Consider the following 16,827-nt stretch of genomic DNA (forward strand, 5'->3'; position numbering starts at 1 on the left):
AGGGAAAACAAATGATTATTAAGAAATTAGAATTTCCAAAGAAGGAATTAGATTTAATAATAAATGACACGATAGAAATAATTATACCTAAAGGTAAAGAGAACAATGTTGATTTTGAAGTTAGAGAAGCTTATTTGAAAGTTATAAACGATAAAGAAATCGTAAGATTTAATGAAACTGGAATTAAGGAGATTGACAGTAAAATTGAATCAGTAAAGGGTAAATCAAAAGGTGAACTTGATGTTCTTATCTTCAATTTATTTGGGAATAGTAACGTAGATTTAATTATTGAGAATAAAAAAGTTGGAAGTAAGGAAAATGCATTAGACCAAGCCATTATGTATGCTAACGGATTAAATCGTTCAGGTAAAGTCACTTGTAGAATTGTTATTGGACATGTGCCCAATATTGAGGTCCGAGTATTGAAAAACCATAAATGGGAACCTTTGATTATTAATGGGAAAAAAGTTGATTTCTTCATTGGAAAACATATCATTAAATTAGTTTATGATAATCCAAATGAGAACGAGTTCAAATTGTCTGAATATGTTGAAAAGCCGTTTACACAGAAGAACTTACATGTTGTCATAAATAAACTAAAAACCCTTTATAGACAAATACCAGAAATCCAGAATAACGATGAATTGTCGATTAATTTCACAGTTTCATTTATTGCCTTAAAAATGATTCTAGAAAAAGAGAAGAGAAAATGGAGTTCATTTACTAAACCTACAGATATATTGGAGTTTGTTGAAACGATAATTGGTAATAAACCAAACAAAGATTTAAAGGAAAAATACTATGATGTATTTATAATTAAAAATAAAGAAGATGTAGAGACATTTAATTTTAAGAATGCATTGTCGAACATTGATGTGAGAGAGTTTAATGAAAAAATTGACCCAAATGAATCTATAATTATGAAAATCCACAAAGAAATAGGAGTAATACCTGAGACTGATTTAGCGATTGATTTATTTGGGGAGGTCTATGAAACACTTGCAAGTAAAAAGACGAAATCATTATTAGGTGAATACTTTACAAGAAGACATATCATTCAACCATTAGTTAGAATGTTTTTGACCGATAAAGATATTGAGGATATAGTTCAAAACAAGAAAACTGTAGCTGACGTAGCATGTGGAACTGGGGGCTTTTTAACAGAAGCCTTTAAATATATCCAAAAGGAATGTGATGAAAAGCATCCTGAAATTGACACATCTAAACTCGCTAGCGAAGTTATAATAGGATATGACATACGTCATAATAACATTGGTAGGACTAGAATTAATATGACGTTGGCTGGAGATGGTTTTTCTGATATTAGAAGTGTCAATACGTTAAGTTCAACTGAACTTAGGAAGGAGTTAGACTATATTATCACAAATATACCTTACGGTAAGGGAGATATAGCCTTAGATGACCCCAATAGTGATGATGAGTTTTTAAAGACAAACAACAATAAGCGATTAGAATTGAATTTTATAATAAAAATCATTGAACTTCTAAAAGTAGGAGGAAAGGCACTTGTTATAGTTCCTGAAGGAATAATGGAAGCACCAACGCTATCTCCGCTCAGAGAATATATAATTAAGCAGTGCAAAATTGACGCAATAATTTCGCTGCCTAAGTTTTCGTTTGCACCGTATACAAAATGGAAAACATATGTACTGTTCTTAGAGAAAAGAGTAAAGCCTTTGAACTCATTAGAGGATAGAGTATTACAAAATGAGAGGGTTTATTCTTATATTGTAGACAATGATGGCTATGCTAATTCAGATAAACGATTTCCAACTAATCTGAAGGCAGATGATGGTAGTTATTTGCATAATGAGATGGCGACTTATCAAGATGTTCATGGTGCTTTTAATCTTTCTCAAATTGAACAAATATATGAAGCAAAAGAAGATGATAATAAATTTGAAAGTTATAATGAGTGGAATGAAAAAATTACTGGCAAGAAATATGGCTATATCTCTTTTAAAGAAATAATGGAAAAGAAAACAGTAAAAAACCCCACTGTAGATGCTAAAAAAATAAATGGTGTATTATGGGATGAACTTAATGATAATAAAGTGTTGTCTTCTGAAAATTATATAATACTTCAAGAGAAAGCTCCTATGAATAAAAATGGTACATTAAAAAAATTCACAAAAAATGATTACATTACAAAAGATGGCGAAGTGGATGAAGACTTCCAAATTATATTGGAAGAGTTAGGGTTTGAATACGATTCTGAAAATGGTAAATGGTATGATAAAAACATTGAGGAAATAGTGTATGCATTAACTCTAGTTCCTGAAAAATACTTTAGAAAAAAAGCAATTAAGCCCATCAGCTATGATGAAATTAAACATTTGGTAGATGATATTATGAGTGAATTAAAGGGTTTATTTGGGGGTGATGCTCTTGAAAGTGAAAATTAGTGATATCTTTCATGTTAAAACAGGTACACGTATCACCGAAGAAGAGGTTTATTCACATTCTGGAAATTTACCTTGTGTCACGGCACAAACGGTTAACGAAGGAATTACATGGTATGCTGATGAATTGTGGCTCTCAAAATTCAAGAAAAACGGCGAATCAGTTATTGTTAATGAACCTTGTGTAACATGGAGTAAAGATGGTGTAAATACAGGTACAATGTTTTATAGAGACTACAAGTTTTTCCCTAATGACCATTGTGGTGTACTGATATTGAAAAATGAATACAGAGATTTAGTAAATTACAAGTGGTTTGTATATACTCAACAAGACTTAATTATGTCAAGTTCGTTGCAATCTAGTAGTCAACCAATGTTGTACAATGAACAAATGTCGATAATAGAATTTGATTTACCAACATTACCTGATGGAAATATTGATGTAGATATTCAGAATAAAATTGCAAGTGAGTTTGAGAAGTTATATCAACTAGGAAATGATTTGGAGAATATGATATATAAAGTTAAATCGAAATATGATTTCGAACTCTTAATTGATAACTTTAAAGTAGAAAAGATAGAAGATATTGCGTTATTGAATAAAGGTTCTAACCAGATTAGTGAAGAATCAATTTATAGAAACTTCGATAAAAATGGTTATCCGGTTTACTCATCGGCAACCGAGAATAATGGGCTGATGGGAAGGGTGTCAAAAGAATTTTTTGATGGATTTCACAAAAAAGGAAATTCAGGAGATTTAACTTGGACTACAAATGGTTATGCGGGTGTTGTTTTTTATAGAGATACCGATTATCTATATTCTGAAAAGTGTGGAAGGATTGTTATAAGGCAAGAATACAAAGAGTTAATAAATCCAAATTATTTAATGATTTATCTGAATCAAGTGACCTATAAATACAAAACGGCAGAGTCTAATAATGGTAAGCTGGACATTCTTCATATGTCTAGTATTCCAGTAAAATTACCTGTTGATGACAGTGGAAATATAAGTATAGACATCCAAAATACAATAGTAGATTCGTATTTGAAATTATGGAAACTAGAGTCTAGGCTGAATAGAATACATGATAAAATCAAAATATTACTTGGATAATGTTAAATATGGTATCCTCTAACCGAAGCTATAAATTAATATCCTTTACTAAGATTAAAAGTTGTAATCTAAATTAATAAGTTTGTAATTAAAATATTGGAGGTAGCTTAATATAAGCCACCTCCAAATCTGCAAATAAGAAGGCTGGTGATATTATGAAACCAATCACGGAGTCAATAAGCGAATTTCTAGTTGCTAAATATGATTTGACAATAGCAAAATATGAGTCTTTGGAAGTCTTAAGAAGAGATTTTGTAGCAAAATTTCCAGCTAATCAACTTCATAATATGCTCATGGATGATTATGTAGTTGGTAGCGGTAAAGAATCATTTTGCTATTGGCTTGAAACAAAGCTAAGAGAACTTGGAAGCATAAAAGGCGGGTCAACTGCTGATAAGAAATTCGGTGTCTATTACAATAAAGCTGAAGGCGTTTATAAGACTATTCCAAAATGGGATGCTGATTTAGATACAGGTAAAGCCTTTGTTAACATTAAGAAAGCATTGAATGATTTATTAATTGCTGGAGAGAATGACGACACTCAGGCAATACTAAAAAATCCTATTTCGCCAATGTTTAAGAATAAAATCCTTACTGCTTATTACCCTGATAAATATTTAAATGTGTTCTCTGAAGAACATGTTGATTTCTTTTTAAGTAAACTTGGAATCAAGTTTCAAAGCCATTTAGACCTTGAAGAAAAAAGAAAACTTCTTATTGAGTATAAGAATAATCACGATGAATTTAAAAGCTTCAACAACTATCTTTTCATGGTTTTCTTGTATCACTGGAATAACCCTAAAATCAAAGAGATAAGACTACTTCCAATGAGTTCAAAATTTGAGTTTCCTGATATGGATTACAAAGAGATTCAGGAATCATTCTTCCTAAACACTTTAATCTATGAGAAAGATGGATATTACAATTTCAGAAGTACAGGAATTAATACTCCTTCAGGAACACTTATATTATTTCAGATAGATAATGCTGTTATTGCTAGTGCTAAACTGATTAGAATAACGAAACATGAAAAACCAATAGATGGCATTTATAATGGTGCTTATGTCTTTGATACAAATAGTATTAGAGTCTTTGAACCAATAACTTCTGAAGAGATAAGAAGAATTGACCCTAATTTCAACAAATTTACTCAAAGTAAACAGAAGTTAGATTCAAATAAATATGAAGAAATAATGGCATTAATTGACTTGAAATCAAATCAGGTGTTAATACCAGAAGAAATCCCATCAGAAGAAGCTGAAAAGTATACTGAAGGTTTTAAAAAGCAGATAGTAGTAAATGCTTATGAGAGAAATCCCAAGGCAAGACAAGCTTGCATAGAAATTCATGGCACTAGCTGCATCATCTGCGGTTTTGATTTTGGTGAAGTATATGGTGAAGAATTTGCTGGAAAGATTCATGTGCATCATGTAAAACCACTTGCTGAAATAGATGATGAATACGAAGTTGACCCTGAAAATGATTTAGTTCCTGTTTGTCCTAATTGTCATATGATTTTGCACTCAAGAAAAGAAGTTTATTCATTAGATGAGGTGAAAGAATTCTTGAATAATTAGAATCAATTTGAATTATTTGCTATGAAAAGGGGGCGATGACTTGATTAATGAAGTGAAAACTATTAAAAATGTAGGTTCTTACAAGAATATGATATTACCAGTTGAATTTAGCCATTTAAACTTTATCTTTGGGGAAAATGGTTCAGGAAAGACAATATTTTCAAAACTCATTTCGTTATATAGTAGATTTGAAGATGTATCTGTTAAAGAAGACATTAAAAAGAATCTCTTTAAAACTAATGCAGAAATATCCCTAAAAATTGATTCGAGTTATAAGAATATTACTACACAAGGTTTTCATACAAAAGATATATATGTATTCAATTCACTCTTTGTTTCAAATTATCTATATGATGGTAGTAATGCGGATGCTAAAAAATTCAACATTGACCAATCAATCCAGACTCAAATAACTACTCCATTAATTGAACAGTTAAAAGCAGAAAAAAATGAGATTAATGCTCAATTAGGTAAAGACAATTCTGAAGGCTTGAAAAAACATATAAAAGGGCTTAATGAAGAAATTGCAAGTGTTGAGAGTATAGTAAAAAAAGAGTTTTTAGAGAAAAACCCTATAACAAGAATCAAACTTTCTACGCCTTCGACTAAATACAAGAAGACATTAAGAAGTGAAACTGAAATAAATAAGGAAATTGAGAATAAAATTCAAAGATTTAAAATCACCAATAATGAAAATATTGGAACAGATATTGGGATTCTCAACTCAGGGATAAGTAAATTAGAGAATATTAACTTTGACTTGATTTTCGACAGTCTTAATAAATGTGTTGAGGACAACGCTAAAGATTACATACTAAATAAAGTAAATGAATTTCGAAGTAAAGAAATCAAGTTTGTTGATACTTGGTACTCGAATGGGTTAGCCTTACTTAAAGAAACAAAGGATGAAAAATGCCCATTATGTCATTCGAATATTGGAAGCACTATAGAAAAATTGATTTCCGATTATCAGGCATATTTTAACAAAGAGAAAGATGAACTTGAAGGTTCGTTAAAATTGTATATAAAATCAATTGATAATTTAATCAATAATGTAAATAATAGTAACAATGCAAATCTATTTGTCATGTTAGAGAAATACAATGGAATAGCTAGTAAGCATGGAACCGTAGCACTTTTCAGTGAAAAACTAGAATTGTTAGAAGCATTAAATAGTATAAAGGCACAGATTGAAACAAAACTTCTAAACTTAAAGGAAATTGGATTTTCCAACGGGTCAATACTGTCATTAATGAAGTCTTACAATACCCATATATCCAATATAAACATTATCATTAACAATACTATCGCAGAGTTAAGCAATGATAGTGAATCTCAAAAGATTGAAGATGAATTGAAGAATTTATTTTATGAGAAGTTTAGCAGACTGGTAGAAGATAAAACTAAGAATGATAATCCTATTTCAACTTTAAACCAATTACAAACAGACCAAAGAAACAAAGAAAATAGAATTAAACAAATAGATGGGTTAATAAATACTGAATTAGCTAATTTGCAGATAGAATCAAAATATGTAAATCAGTTTTTAAAAGACATGAATATATTTAGATTTAATGTCAGTATTGATAAAGAAATCAAGGTTGAATATCCTGATGGAGAAAACTCAAAGTCACTAAAGCATTCATTGAGTGAAGGTGAAAAAACGACACTTGCATTCGCTTATTTTTTAAGCAAGATAAAATCGGAAGTAAAAGCTGAAGAACTTTCAAAAGTTGTCGTTTATATTGATGACCCAATATCTAGCATGGATGAAGATAGGTTGTTTCACACTGCTAAGGTCATTTATAGTGAGTTTTCAAATGCTCAACAATTATTTGTGAGTAGCCATAGTTATAAATTTTTAAAAATACTGATAAACTTTATGAAGCATATAAAATCTAAAAAAGTTAGTGCATATATCATTAGAAATAGTGATTTGGGTTCAAATATTGAAGTTATGCCAGATACTTTTGCGAATTTCACGACTCTTTACTATGTGAAATTGCATGAAATTTTAGATTTCATAAATGGAAATATTGACTTTAAACAAGCGATTCATACTATTCCAAATGATATAAGGATTGTCTTTGAGAGTTTCTTTAGTTTTAAGTTTGCCTATTTAAAATCTAACAATAAGTTTATGACTCCTGGTTTAAGTGACTTTATAAAGAAATTTGAAGATGACTTGTCAGTTGGTAATAATCCATTTAAAGATTTCAGAGAAGTAGATGGAATTAATGAAAATAATTGGCATGAAAAACTTAACTATATGTTTGTTCATTACAGTAATATGTTTTCTCATGGGAACCCTTCAGCAATTGATAGTCATACCCCTTTGATTACCGAGTCTGAACTTAAAACTTTATCAGAATTAGTAATAAGTCTGATAAAGTTCTTTGACGGAATTCATTTCGATTCTGCACAAAGTAATATAAGTGTGCAAATATAATTAGAGATGGAGAAATGGATGTTAATTTGACAGGTGTACCAAAAAAGTCCCAAAAAAATCGAGATTACACAGATTTATATGATTTATATGATTTGAGTGATTTGAGAGTTGTTGAAAATAAGCCATTTGACGTGAGGTATATCGTAAAAGTTGTCGAGTGGGAGTGAAGATTTAAGCATTGAAATTTGGCCCCTGAGTAGGGGAATCCATAGAAAAATAACAAGAGTCCTCGCCCTAGCGGTCTGCGGATTGTCATTTTTCTATGGATTCCCCCACTCAGGGGCTTTGTATTTGATTGCTTAAATGAGGGGGAGAGATGGGGAAAAAATAACAAGAGTCCTCGCCCTTCGGTCTTCGGATTGTCATTTTTCTATGGATTCCCCCACTCAGGGGCTTTGTATTTGGCGGCTTAAATGTGAGGAGAGGATGGGAAGAAAATAACAAGATAGAGCGTAAATAGATTCAACAGTATAAAAATGTACAGTAATCAGGATGAATTTTTAATATGAATATTCCTATTCGGTGGAGCCTCAGTTCCGGTGTGGCGTGAGCCACTTGTCCGGAACCATTGAGCCACCAGCGAGTTTTTAGTTATTCGCTTAATCGTTTATCTAGACCATAGACTTCTCGCATGGATAAATCTTTTGTAGGGTCTACACTTTCGATGTTTATCTTGTATGAATCATGTACGATGCGATCTAGTATTGCATCTGCTAAAGGTGAATCATCTCCACCAAGTTGATCATACCAACCTTCGTGTCGGTATTGTGAACAGAAGATTGTAGATGAGTGTTTTCTTCTTCTGTGCAAAAGTTCAAATATGTCTTTTGCTTCCGTAGCTGTAGGTTTTAATAGCAACCATTCATCAATAATCAGCAGCAAAGGATTAGAATATTTTGCCATTACTTTTTTATAGGTACCTTCGTTTCTTGAATGTTCAAGATCAAGAAGTAAGTCAGGAAGTCGCACATATTGTGTTTTAAACTTATGTTTACAGGCTTCCATGCCAAAAGCATTAGCAAGATATGTTTTGCCACTTCCAGTCGCACCTGTTATAAATATATTTCTAAATTCAGCTATATACTCACAAGTTGCAAGACGTTTAATCAAGTCTTTGTTGATTTTTCGACCTGAGGAATAATTAATATCTACGATACTTGCGCCGGGTTGTTCAAACTCTGCATTTTTTATCAAACGATACAGTCGATTATTTTTCCTTCTTGTGTACTCAATATCAACCATCATTCCAATACGATCTTCAAAATCAATATCTTTCATTTGAGGATCGGTAATTTGTTGACGATAAGCATCTGCCATTGCGGTTAATCGCATTTCTATAAGTTTATCAATAGTCGAATTATTTATCATTATTTTTACCTCCATAGTAGTTAGATCCGCGTGTTACACCGAATTTGTTCTTTACGATCTGCTCAGGTATAGGCTTTGGCTTATCAAGTATCCTAGCGGCAAGAATATTTTTGATACTCTTGTAACTTGGACTCGAAGTATAACTCAAAGCTTTTTCACAAGCTGCTTCAAGGCTTTCTTCAGAATGTCTCTCGGCTAGCCTGAGTAATCCCATGCAGCTTTTATAGGTTTGTTGCTCCACGCGACTGGAGGCAAGAATAGCGCTGATAACTTTATGTGTATGTGTGCCAATTTGTTCGGCCCATTTTCTAAAGCGATCGCCATTCCATTCAAGATACTTTTGATGATCTAGAGGCATATGCTCCAAGATGGTACTGTATTGACCCTTGCGTCCATAAAGTCGCTTGTGGGAGGCAATACGGTTATGATTGTAAAAGATTTCGATGACTCTATCTGTTACCCGCACATCTACTTTACGTTTGATATACTCATACGGAACGGAATATAGCATTCCATCCAAAGATATGTGATAATTAAACTGAACGGTGGCTTGTTTCCAGTCTGCCAGTTCGTAAGAGGTAGTGGGTAGTGGGCTTAGGAAAGGCAACTCTTCGTAGTGGAAGAGACTCCACCTGCTGCCTTCTTTCTTTTGGAAATCCTTTGAGTTAAAAATCTCAAGTTTTTCTTTAATCGCAGCATTGAGTTCCACTAAAGTGAAGAACTGTTCATTTCTTAAAGCAGCTGTAATCCAAGTAGAAATGTTACCAACGGTACCCTCGACATTTGCTTTGTCTTTCGGTTTTCTAACCCTTGCTGGAATGATTGCAGTACCATAATGTTCAGCCATTTCATGATACGTGGCATTGAGTTTTGGCGTGTACCAATCTTTGGTGTGAACTACCGCTGTTTTGCAATTATCTGGAACTAGAATCTTAGTAACACCACCAAAGTAGTTGTACATATGAACATGGGCCGTTATCCAAGCACGTTGCTTTTCATTGATGAAGGCTTCAACATACGCGTATTGACTATAAGTCATGACACTAACAAAAAGATATGCATCTATGACTTCGCCGGTATCGGGATCAATTATTTTGGCTGGATCACCAGCCCAATCTACCTCGACTTGTTCTCCAGGTTTTCGACTAATATGCATAGTTGCACGACGCTTTTGTTCATCCTCTTGAAGGTAACGACAAAACTGAGAGTACATGAGTGGTGTTTCACCGCTAAGTCTGCATTCTTCCATGTACTCAGCCCAAAGCAACTTCTTGCTTACACCGTTTTTAAGCAGTTCGCCTCGGATGTACGCATAGTTGGGTTGGCGCTTGCCATGAGGCTCTTTCTGAGCAGGGAAAAGTAATGTTTGCCACTCATGGTTGGTTCTTGTGTTACTCTTTGTCCACTGGACACCTAATTCGGTCGCTTTTTTAACTATTTTTGCGACTGTGTTGCGCGAACAAGAACAGCTGAGCGCAATATTTCGCTCACTAAACCCAAGACTTTTAAGTCTCAGAATTTCATTATAATCGGTCATTAAATGACCTCCTTTACATGTATTTACATCTTTTGGATGTATGATTACAGTATAAAGGTTTTATTTCAAATGGCTCACACAACGGAATGGTGGCTCAATCTAAAACGGAATGATGGCTCAATTATATCGGACAGGTGGATCAATTTAGTGCGGATTATTCATAATATTTATAAGATATAATATAAATAAAACAATCAAATTTGATTATATCACTTCGTTGTTTCAGAAAAAGAACTGCAATTAATCAACAGAATGACTAAGATACGAAACATGATTTCACGAATGGAACACAGATCATTCTGTAAAGGGTAAAGGTGTAATAGCTTTTGTTGAATGAAAAGGAGCTTTTATGATTGAAAAAATTCGAAACCTGATTTCAAAAGGCGAAGGAATAAATATTGAATTTAAAGAAAGTAGATCAGAGCTTAATAAGGATTTGTTTGAGTCTGTGTGTGCATTCCTTAACAGATTTGGCGGCGAGATTCTTCTTGGCGTAAAAGACAATGGTGAAATTGTCGGTGTTGATAAAGAGAGAGTTAAAAAACTTAAAATTGATTTTGTGACTTCTGTTAATAATGCCAACAAAATTAATCCGACTTATTATTTGGATATAATTGATTTTGAAATAGATGGGAAAATGGTTCTTTATATTGCAGTACCTGAAAGCTCTCAAGTTCATAGGTGCAGTGGTAAAATATTTGACAGAAATGAAGATGGAGATTTTGATATTACAAATCATACGAACCAAGTTGCAGCGTTATATCAAAGAAAGCAAACGACACATTTTGAGAATGATATTTTTCAGTTTTTAAAAATAGATGATCTAAGAAGAGATCTAGTTGCTCTTGCAAGAAAGCGAGCAAGTCTTAGAAACAGCGAACATCCTTGGGTTACGATGAGTGATGATGAGCTTTTAAAAAGTGCAGGTCTGTACAGCTATGATTATAAAAATAATATTGAAGGCTACAATCTTGCCTGTGTTCTTATATTTGGAAAAGATGAAACGATCAATTCGGTTCTTCCCTATCATAGAGTGGATGCAATTTTAAGAAAGATCAATCTTGATAGATATGATGACCGAGATGATATAAGAACAAATTTAATTGAGACATATGACAGACTAATGGCATTTATAACAAAACATCTACCAGATCCATTCTATCTTGAAGGGGATATAAGTATTAGTCTTAGAGACAAAATTTTCAGAGAAGTGATTTCAAATATTTTAATTCATCGAGATTATTCTAATCCATTTCCGACAAAGCTTATTATAGGGAATGATACCGTGTTCACAGAAAATGCAAATAAGTCCCATGGAATGGGCGTTATAGATCCAAATAACTTTTCACCTTTTCCCAAAAATCCAACCATTGCAAAGGTGTTCAAGGAGATTGGATATGTTGACGAATTAGGTTCTGGTGTTAGAAATATTCACAAATACAGTAGGGCTTACTTTGGTGGGGAAGCAGAGTTAATTGAATCTAATATATTCAAAATTATTTTCAAAACTCAAATCACGACCGAGCAAGTTACCCCGCAAGTTACCCCGCAAGTCACCCCTCAAGTCACCCCGCAAGTTGAGTTGTCAGAAAAAGCCATATTAATACTTGAATTTTGCAAGGTTCCACGTACAAGAACAGAAATTCAAGAATATATCGGAATCAGTGACAGAGAGCATTTTAGAACAGCGATACTTGCACCATTACTTGAATCTGGATTACTGGTTATGACGATACCGGATAAACCACAGAGTTCAAAGCAAAAATATGTAAGAAGTAATCATCAATGAGCTTAGATAAGAAACTTAAAATGGCGGTCTGCGGATTGTCATTTTTCCATGGATTCCCCCACTCAGGGGCTTTGTATTTGATTGCTTAAATGAAGAGCGATCAAATGATGCAAAAAATAATCCCCAAAGTCATACACAGCGATCAAATAACAATCCGCAGACCGTAGGTCGAGGACTCTTGTTATTTGATTGCTGTGTATGACTTCGGGGCATACATACACTCCCTATTTTCTCGCCTTCATAAAGGCACTAACACTGTCCCAAATCGAAAGAATCCCGATGACAGCGGCAGTCACAAGTGGCGTCATTTTCATCCAATTGCCGTTAAAATGTTGCGTCATGAAATCTCTAGAAGCCTCTGAGAACAATGTGCCATCTGTCAGCATCATAGAAGCTAAGACGATGACACCTACATTGAGAACCGCGTTGATGATGGCCATTTTCGACGTCCATCTTTCGCGTACTAACTTGTAAATATTAAATGCAGCGGATGCTAAAAATAATCCAATGATAAAAGGTGCATATAGTTTGAAACGTTCTGCGTCAAATAACGGAATGATCGTTGCATCTCCATTAAAACTAAATACAAGTGGAATCGTATTGGGATTAAGCGACGCAATCGCTGCAAACACAAGGTTAAAACAGATGCTCACAATCGCTTCAGATTTTGAAATCTTAGATTTTGCTTCAATAGGCGCTTCTAAATCTTGAATCGTCCACTTTCTTTGTTTAAATGGCGAACTGCCTTCAAACGCACTATTTCTTTCAATGACAACGAAGACCAATGTCACCCATAAAGCCGCCTGTAGCAACCCTTCTACCACCATACCAAAGATATCCGAGAGAAAATGAACCATGTCAAACTCGTTAGCTTGATCCACGCCAAGTGAAAACCATTTGAGACAGCCAAGCACCGTAAACACAACGGCAACGATACCAAGCACGAGCTTCAGAATCTCAATATACTTCGGATAAACAGTAGGCCCAATCAGATATTTTTTCTTTGGTTGATAGTTCATCGCCAAATCTGATGGATTCCCCATATCTTCAAGAACGCGAATAACCTGCGTCTCGTCTGGATTGTCAGGCAACATATCCAGTATATTAGAGCGAAGTTCTAACCCCACCTCTTCCCGAATCGCTTCTGGTAAGTGTTTTGTAACCGCATAAATGTAATGATCAATGAGTTTCATCCTCATCCCTCCTCAATTAAATTTTCGATCTGCTGACGCATATTTTTCCATTCTACGATGAGATTTTGATAAATAGTGCGTCCTGCATCGCTGAGTAAATAGTATTTTCTAGGTCGACTTTCCGACGTATCCCACTCACTTATGAGAAGTCCTTGCTTTTCAAGCCTTCTAAGCAACGGATAGAGCGTATTGGCTTCGATGGGAGCGCCCTTTTCTTCGAGTTTTTGTACCAAAGAATAGCCGTATTCTTGTGTTTGGAGCTGACTGAGAACGGAGAGCACGAGCGTTCCGCGCTTGAGTTCAGTCATTAAACCATCCATAATAAGTTCTAAATTTTCCAAATCATCACCTCTTAATCACATTATAGTGTACGACGCACAGTATTGTCAATTATAAAATATAAAGAATTTTAAAACAAAGTTCGTTTTGCAGTATGAATCGGCTAAGCCATCACAGTGAAAACTGAAGAACACGCCCATTGCATCATTCACACCACATCGACATAAAAAAAGACCAAATAAATAGAATCTTTTTTAAGAAGTCTATTCTATAGGGCCTATTATAAGTAGACTAAAATAGATGTATCGCAGTTTCAAGTATGGACTATTCAAAACAGACAGCTGTTATAAGAATAGCTAAAAGTATAAATCGGCGTAATAATTAAATATGCATCAAATACTCAACAATAGCTGTACCAATCGATTTGCCCATTCTAGATAATTCGGGACAGTATCGTCGAGGAGGTTTTTAATATGCGTTATGTCAGCACTCGACAGTTCGGAAAGCTTATGGAGACTATTAAATAGCGAGCCATTTGCTGTGGTTTTGCCGATTGCAATTGCTCCATATGCTGAATCGCCTATGGCAAAATACTTGCCTATGGCAAGCGCACCAATTGAAAATTCTCCCACGGATAACGCACCGATAGAGATCACGCCGATGCTGATGCTGCCAATTGCTATTAATCCCAGTGCAAAACAACCAATGGAAAGAACACCAAGTGCAAAAAGAGCCAGTGAAAAGATCCCGATAGACAAGAATCCAAATGAAAAAACGCCTAAGCTTAAAAAGCCAAGTGAAAAAATACCGCGAGCTTTAAACCCCAAAGCAAAAATGCCCTTTGAAGTTTGTTTTGGACTTGAAGTGATATGCCAAAGCGGCAGCCCTGCAATCGTGTGTTTGCTCTTTTTATCAATAGGAGTTGGAAGCTTTACACGATATTTATACGTAATAAATGACGAATCTGAAGCATCGTTTAAGTCTGAAAGAGATGAAGATGCATCTGAGTAATGGATCGAATCTGTACTTGAGTAGCGCGTAAAATTTGCATCTTCAGGTGTTTCGATGTCATCTTTCAATAAATAATCTAGTGAACACTGAAAGAGCTGACTGATGCGAATGAGTTTATCCGTCTCTGGATAACTCGTATCCGACTCCCATTTGCTAACAGATTGTCGAGAAACACCGAGTAATTCTGCAAATTGTTCTTGAGTATAGGAATGTTTTTTACGGAGTGAAGACAATTTTTCGCCGAGTGTCATAATGTTCATTTCCTTTCGTTTGTTAATTTAATTATAATGCATTTTCCGATAAACGCTATCAATTCGGGCGTTCATTTTGTCAACTTGTGGTTGCATTTGTTGAATTTTAAACGAATTTTGAATGGAACAGCAAATTTTCATTCTGTACATGTACCGTGATAAAAGATATAATACCATTGAAATTAAAATAATAAGACATTAAATTGCAGGACAATTTCAAATATTTTGGAGGGCACTTAAATGAAAAAAGTCGCAGCCGTAGCGCTGAAAATATTAAAATGGTTAGCTTACACGCTTCTGGTCATCATCCTACTATTTTTATTGGTACGGGGGATTGGAAAATCGACTAACAGTCAGACGCCTGAGGGCGGTATCAATGAGTCGATGTATGTGGAGATTAACGGTACGAAACAGTGGATTAACATTTATGGAGAAGATGTGAAGAATCCCGTTTTGCTCTATTTACATGGCGGTCCAGGTTCGACAACGAGTCCAATTGATTATGCCTTTACGAGAAAATGGGCGGATGTCTATACGGTTGTGACGTGGGATCAGAGAAATTGTGGTAAAAGTTATGATGAAAGTCAAAATGACACGGAACTTACCTATAATTTGATGATGAGTGATGGCCTTGCGATGACGAAATTTTTAATCTCGCACTTAGGTCAAGAGAAAATTACGCTGCTAGGGCATTCGTGGGGAAGTTATCTCGGTGCGAATCTGGCTTATAAATATCCTCATTATTATGATGCTTACATTGGAACCGGTCAGATGGTGGATCTTTATGAAAATGAAGTGGCTTTTAAAGCGGCCGCGACAGAGTGGGTAGGTGACGATGCAGAAGGACTTAAACAGTTGGCATTACTTGACCCTGAGAATTTGTCAAAAACGCATTTCGAGACGCGTAATCAACTTATGGAAACCTATGGCTATGGCATGATGGTGGATGGTACGGATTACAATATCCCTTTAACGGTGATTTTTAACCCGAATTACTCGCTCATTGATTGGTTTAAATTGCTCAAATCAGACGGTACGGTGTATATGAATTTTCTTCTGTCGGATGAATTTAAGAAATTTTCACTGCTAGATAAAAAAGATTACGAAGTGCCTTATTACAATATCAATGGTGACAAGGATTATCAAACCAATTATATACAGGCGCAAGCGTATTTTAGTAAACTCAATGCACCATACAAGAAAATGTACATGATGGAAGATACGACGCACGGACTTTTAGAGTCGAAATCTGGGCCGTTTTCAGACATACTACATGAGATTGCGAAAGAGCAGGAACTGCTTAAATAGAGTGTATTTCTAGTGAAATGCTTGTAATGTGAAACAAAATAGCTGAGATACATGGAGAAAATAACAAGAGTCCTCGCCCTATTGGTCTGCGGATTGTTATTTTCTCCATGTATCTCAGCTATTTTTGTTAAAATTAGCATGGATTTACTGATCAAATGTGAGAATTTCTGCTATTTCTTAGTGAATTGTAAAGTATGAAGCGGATGAATATTTTCTAGTGAAATGCTTGTAATATGAAACAAAATAGCTGAGATACATGGAGAAAATAACAAGAGTCCTCGCCCTATCGGTCTGCGGATTGTCATTTTCTCCATGTATCTCAGCTATTTTTATTAAAATTAGCATGGATTTACTGATCAAGTATGAGAGATTTTTGCTATTTCGTAGTTTGAATTTACAGCACGAAAAGGGTGAGTATATTGTCAAGTGAATACGATGGGGAACTCAATGAAATAAACATTGCAGTCTAGTTTAAAAACCGAGATCTAATTCATGGAATAAGCAATGTTTACTGAAATATAGCGTATT

General features: G+C 34.5%; 12 protein-coding genes. 7 read left to right on the forward strand and 5 right to left on the reverse strand.

Annotation, left to right across the window (positions count from 1 at the left end):
- The first annotated feature begins 11 nt into the window (after nucleotides 1-11).
- The 5 genes from ACZ41W_RS11905 to ACZ41W_RS11925 all read left to right on the forward strand — a co-directional run bounded on the left by ACZ41W_RS11905 (nucleotide 12) and on the right by ACZ41W_RS11925 (nucleotide 7,730).
- Complete coding sequence (locus ACZ41W_RS11905; RefSeq protein WP_464312206.1) at nucleotides 12-2,426, forward strand: HsdM family class I SAM-dependent methyltransferase; 2,415 nt, start codon at nucleotides 12-14, stop codon at nucleotides 2,424-2,426.
- The gene (locus ACZ41W_RS11910; RefSeq protein ID WP_464314289.1) at nucleotides 2,416-3,537 is read left to right on the forward strand and encodes a restriction endonuclease subunit S; all 1,122 of its coding nucleotides are present in this window, start codon (nucleotides 2,416-2,418) and stop codon (nucleotides 3,535-3,537) included. The genes ACZ41W_RS11905 and ACZ41W_RS11910 overlap by 11 nt, the downstream gene beginning before the upstream one ends.
- Before the next feature lie 155 nt (nucleotides 3,538-3,692).
- A complete protein-coding gene (locus tag ACZ41W_RS11915; protein ID WP_464312207.1) occupies nucleotides 3,693-5,114 on the forward strand; it encodes an HNH endonuclease in 1,422 nt (473 codons plus the stop codon).
- A gap of 40 nt (nucleotides 5,115-5,154) precedes the next feature.
- Nucleotides 5,155-7,563, forward strand: a complete 2,409-nt coding sequence (locus ACZ41W_RS11920; protein WP_464312208.1) for an AAA family ATPase — start codon at nucleotides 5,155-5,157, stop codon at nucleotides 7,561-7,563.
- Nucleotides 7,564-7,577: 14 nt separating this feature from the next.
- The gene (locus ACZ41W_RS11925; RefSeq protein ID WP_464312209.1) at nucleotides 7,578-7,730 is read left to right on the forward strand and encodes a hypothetical protein; all 153 of its coding nucleotides are present in this window, start codon (nucleotides 7,578-7,580) and stop codon (nucleotides 7,728-7,730) included.
- A 424-nt stretch (nucleotides 7,731-8,154) separates the two neighbouring features.
- Here ACZ41W_RS11925 and istB read toward each other — a convergent pair whose 3' ends face one another.
- Entirely contained in the window at nucleotides 8,155-8,931 is a 777-nt protein-coding gene (istB, locus tag ACZ41W_RS11930; RefSeq protein ID WP_464311843.1) for an IS21-like element helper ATPase IstB, read from the reverse strand.
- On the reverse strand, nucleotides 8,921-10,468 hold the full coding sequence (gene istA, locus ACZ41W_RS11935; RefSeq protein WP_464311844.1) for an IS21 family transposase: 1,548 nt from the start codon (nucleotides 10,466-10,468) through the stop codon (nucleotides 8,921-8,923). The genes istB and istA overlap by 11 nt, the downstream gene beginning before the upstream one ends.
- Before the next feature lie 349 nt (nucleotides 10,469-10,817).
- Between istA and ACZ41W_RS11940 the strand changes: the two genes are divergently transcribed.
- A complete protein-coding gene (locus tag ACZ41W_RS11940) occupies nucleotides 10,818-12,257 on the forward strand; it encodes an RNA-binding domain-containing protein (protein WP_464312210.1) in 1,440 nt (479 codons plus the stop codon).
- 224 nt (nucleotides 12,258-12,481) lie between these two features.
- Here the strand turns inward: ACZ41W_RS11940 and ACZ41W_RS11945 are convergent, their stop codons facing one another.
- The 3 genes from ACZ41W_RS11945 to ACZ41W_RS11955 all read right to left on the reverse strand — a co-directional run bounded on the left by ACZ41W_RS11945 (nucleotide 12,482) and on the right by ACZ41W_RS11955 (nucleotide 14,991).
- Nucleotides 12,482-13,450 carry a hypothetical protein gene (locus ACZ41W_RS11945; protein WP_464312211.1) on the reverse strand — a complete coding sequence of 323 codons (969 nt, stop codon included), beginning with the start codon at nucleotides 13,448-13,450 and terminating at the stop codon, nucleotides 12,482-12,484.
- A 2-nt stretch (nucleotides 13,451-13,452) separates the two neighbouring features.
- Nucleotides 13,453-13,770, reverse strand: coding sequence for a PadR family transcriptional regulator (locus tag ACZ41W_RS11950; RefSeq protein WP_464314290.1), 318 nt, complete (start codon nucleotides 13,768-13,770; stop codon nucleotides 13,453-13,455).
- Nucleotides 13,771-14,121: 351 nt separating this feature from the next.
- The gene (locus tag ACZ41W_RS11955) at nucleotides 14,122-14,991 is read right to left on the reverse strand and encodes a helix-turn-helix domain-containing protein (RefSeq protein WP_464312212.1); all 870 of its coding nucleotides are present in this window, start codon (nucleotides 14,989-14,991) and stop codon (nucleotides 14,122-14,124) included.
- Between the two features lie 240 nt (nucleotides 14,992-15,231).
- Here ACZ41W_RS11955 and ACZ41W_RS11960 point away from each other — a divergent pair, with 240 nt between their 5' ends.
- Nucleotides 15,232-16,299 (forward strand): alpha/beta fold hydrolase, encoded by a 1,068-nt coding sequence (locus tag ACZ41W_RS11960; protein WP_464312213.1) that lies wholly within the window; start codon nucleotides 15,232-15,234, stop codon nucleotides 16,297-16,299.
- Nucleotides 16,300-16,827 lie beyond the last annotated feature (528 nt).

It is taken from the genome of Fusibacter fontis (assembly GCF_055378735.1).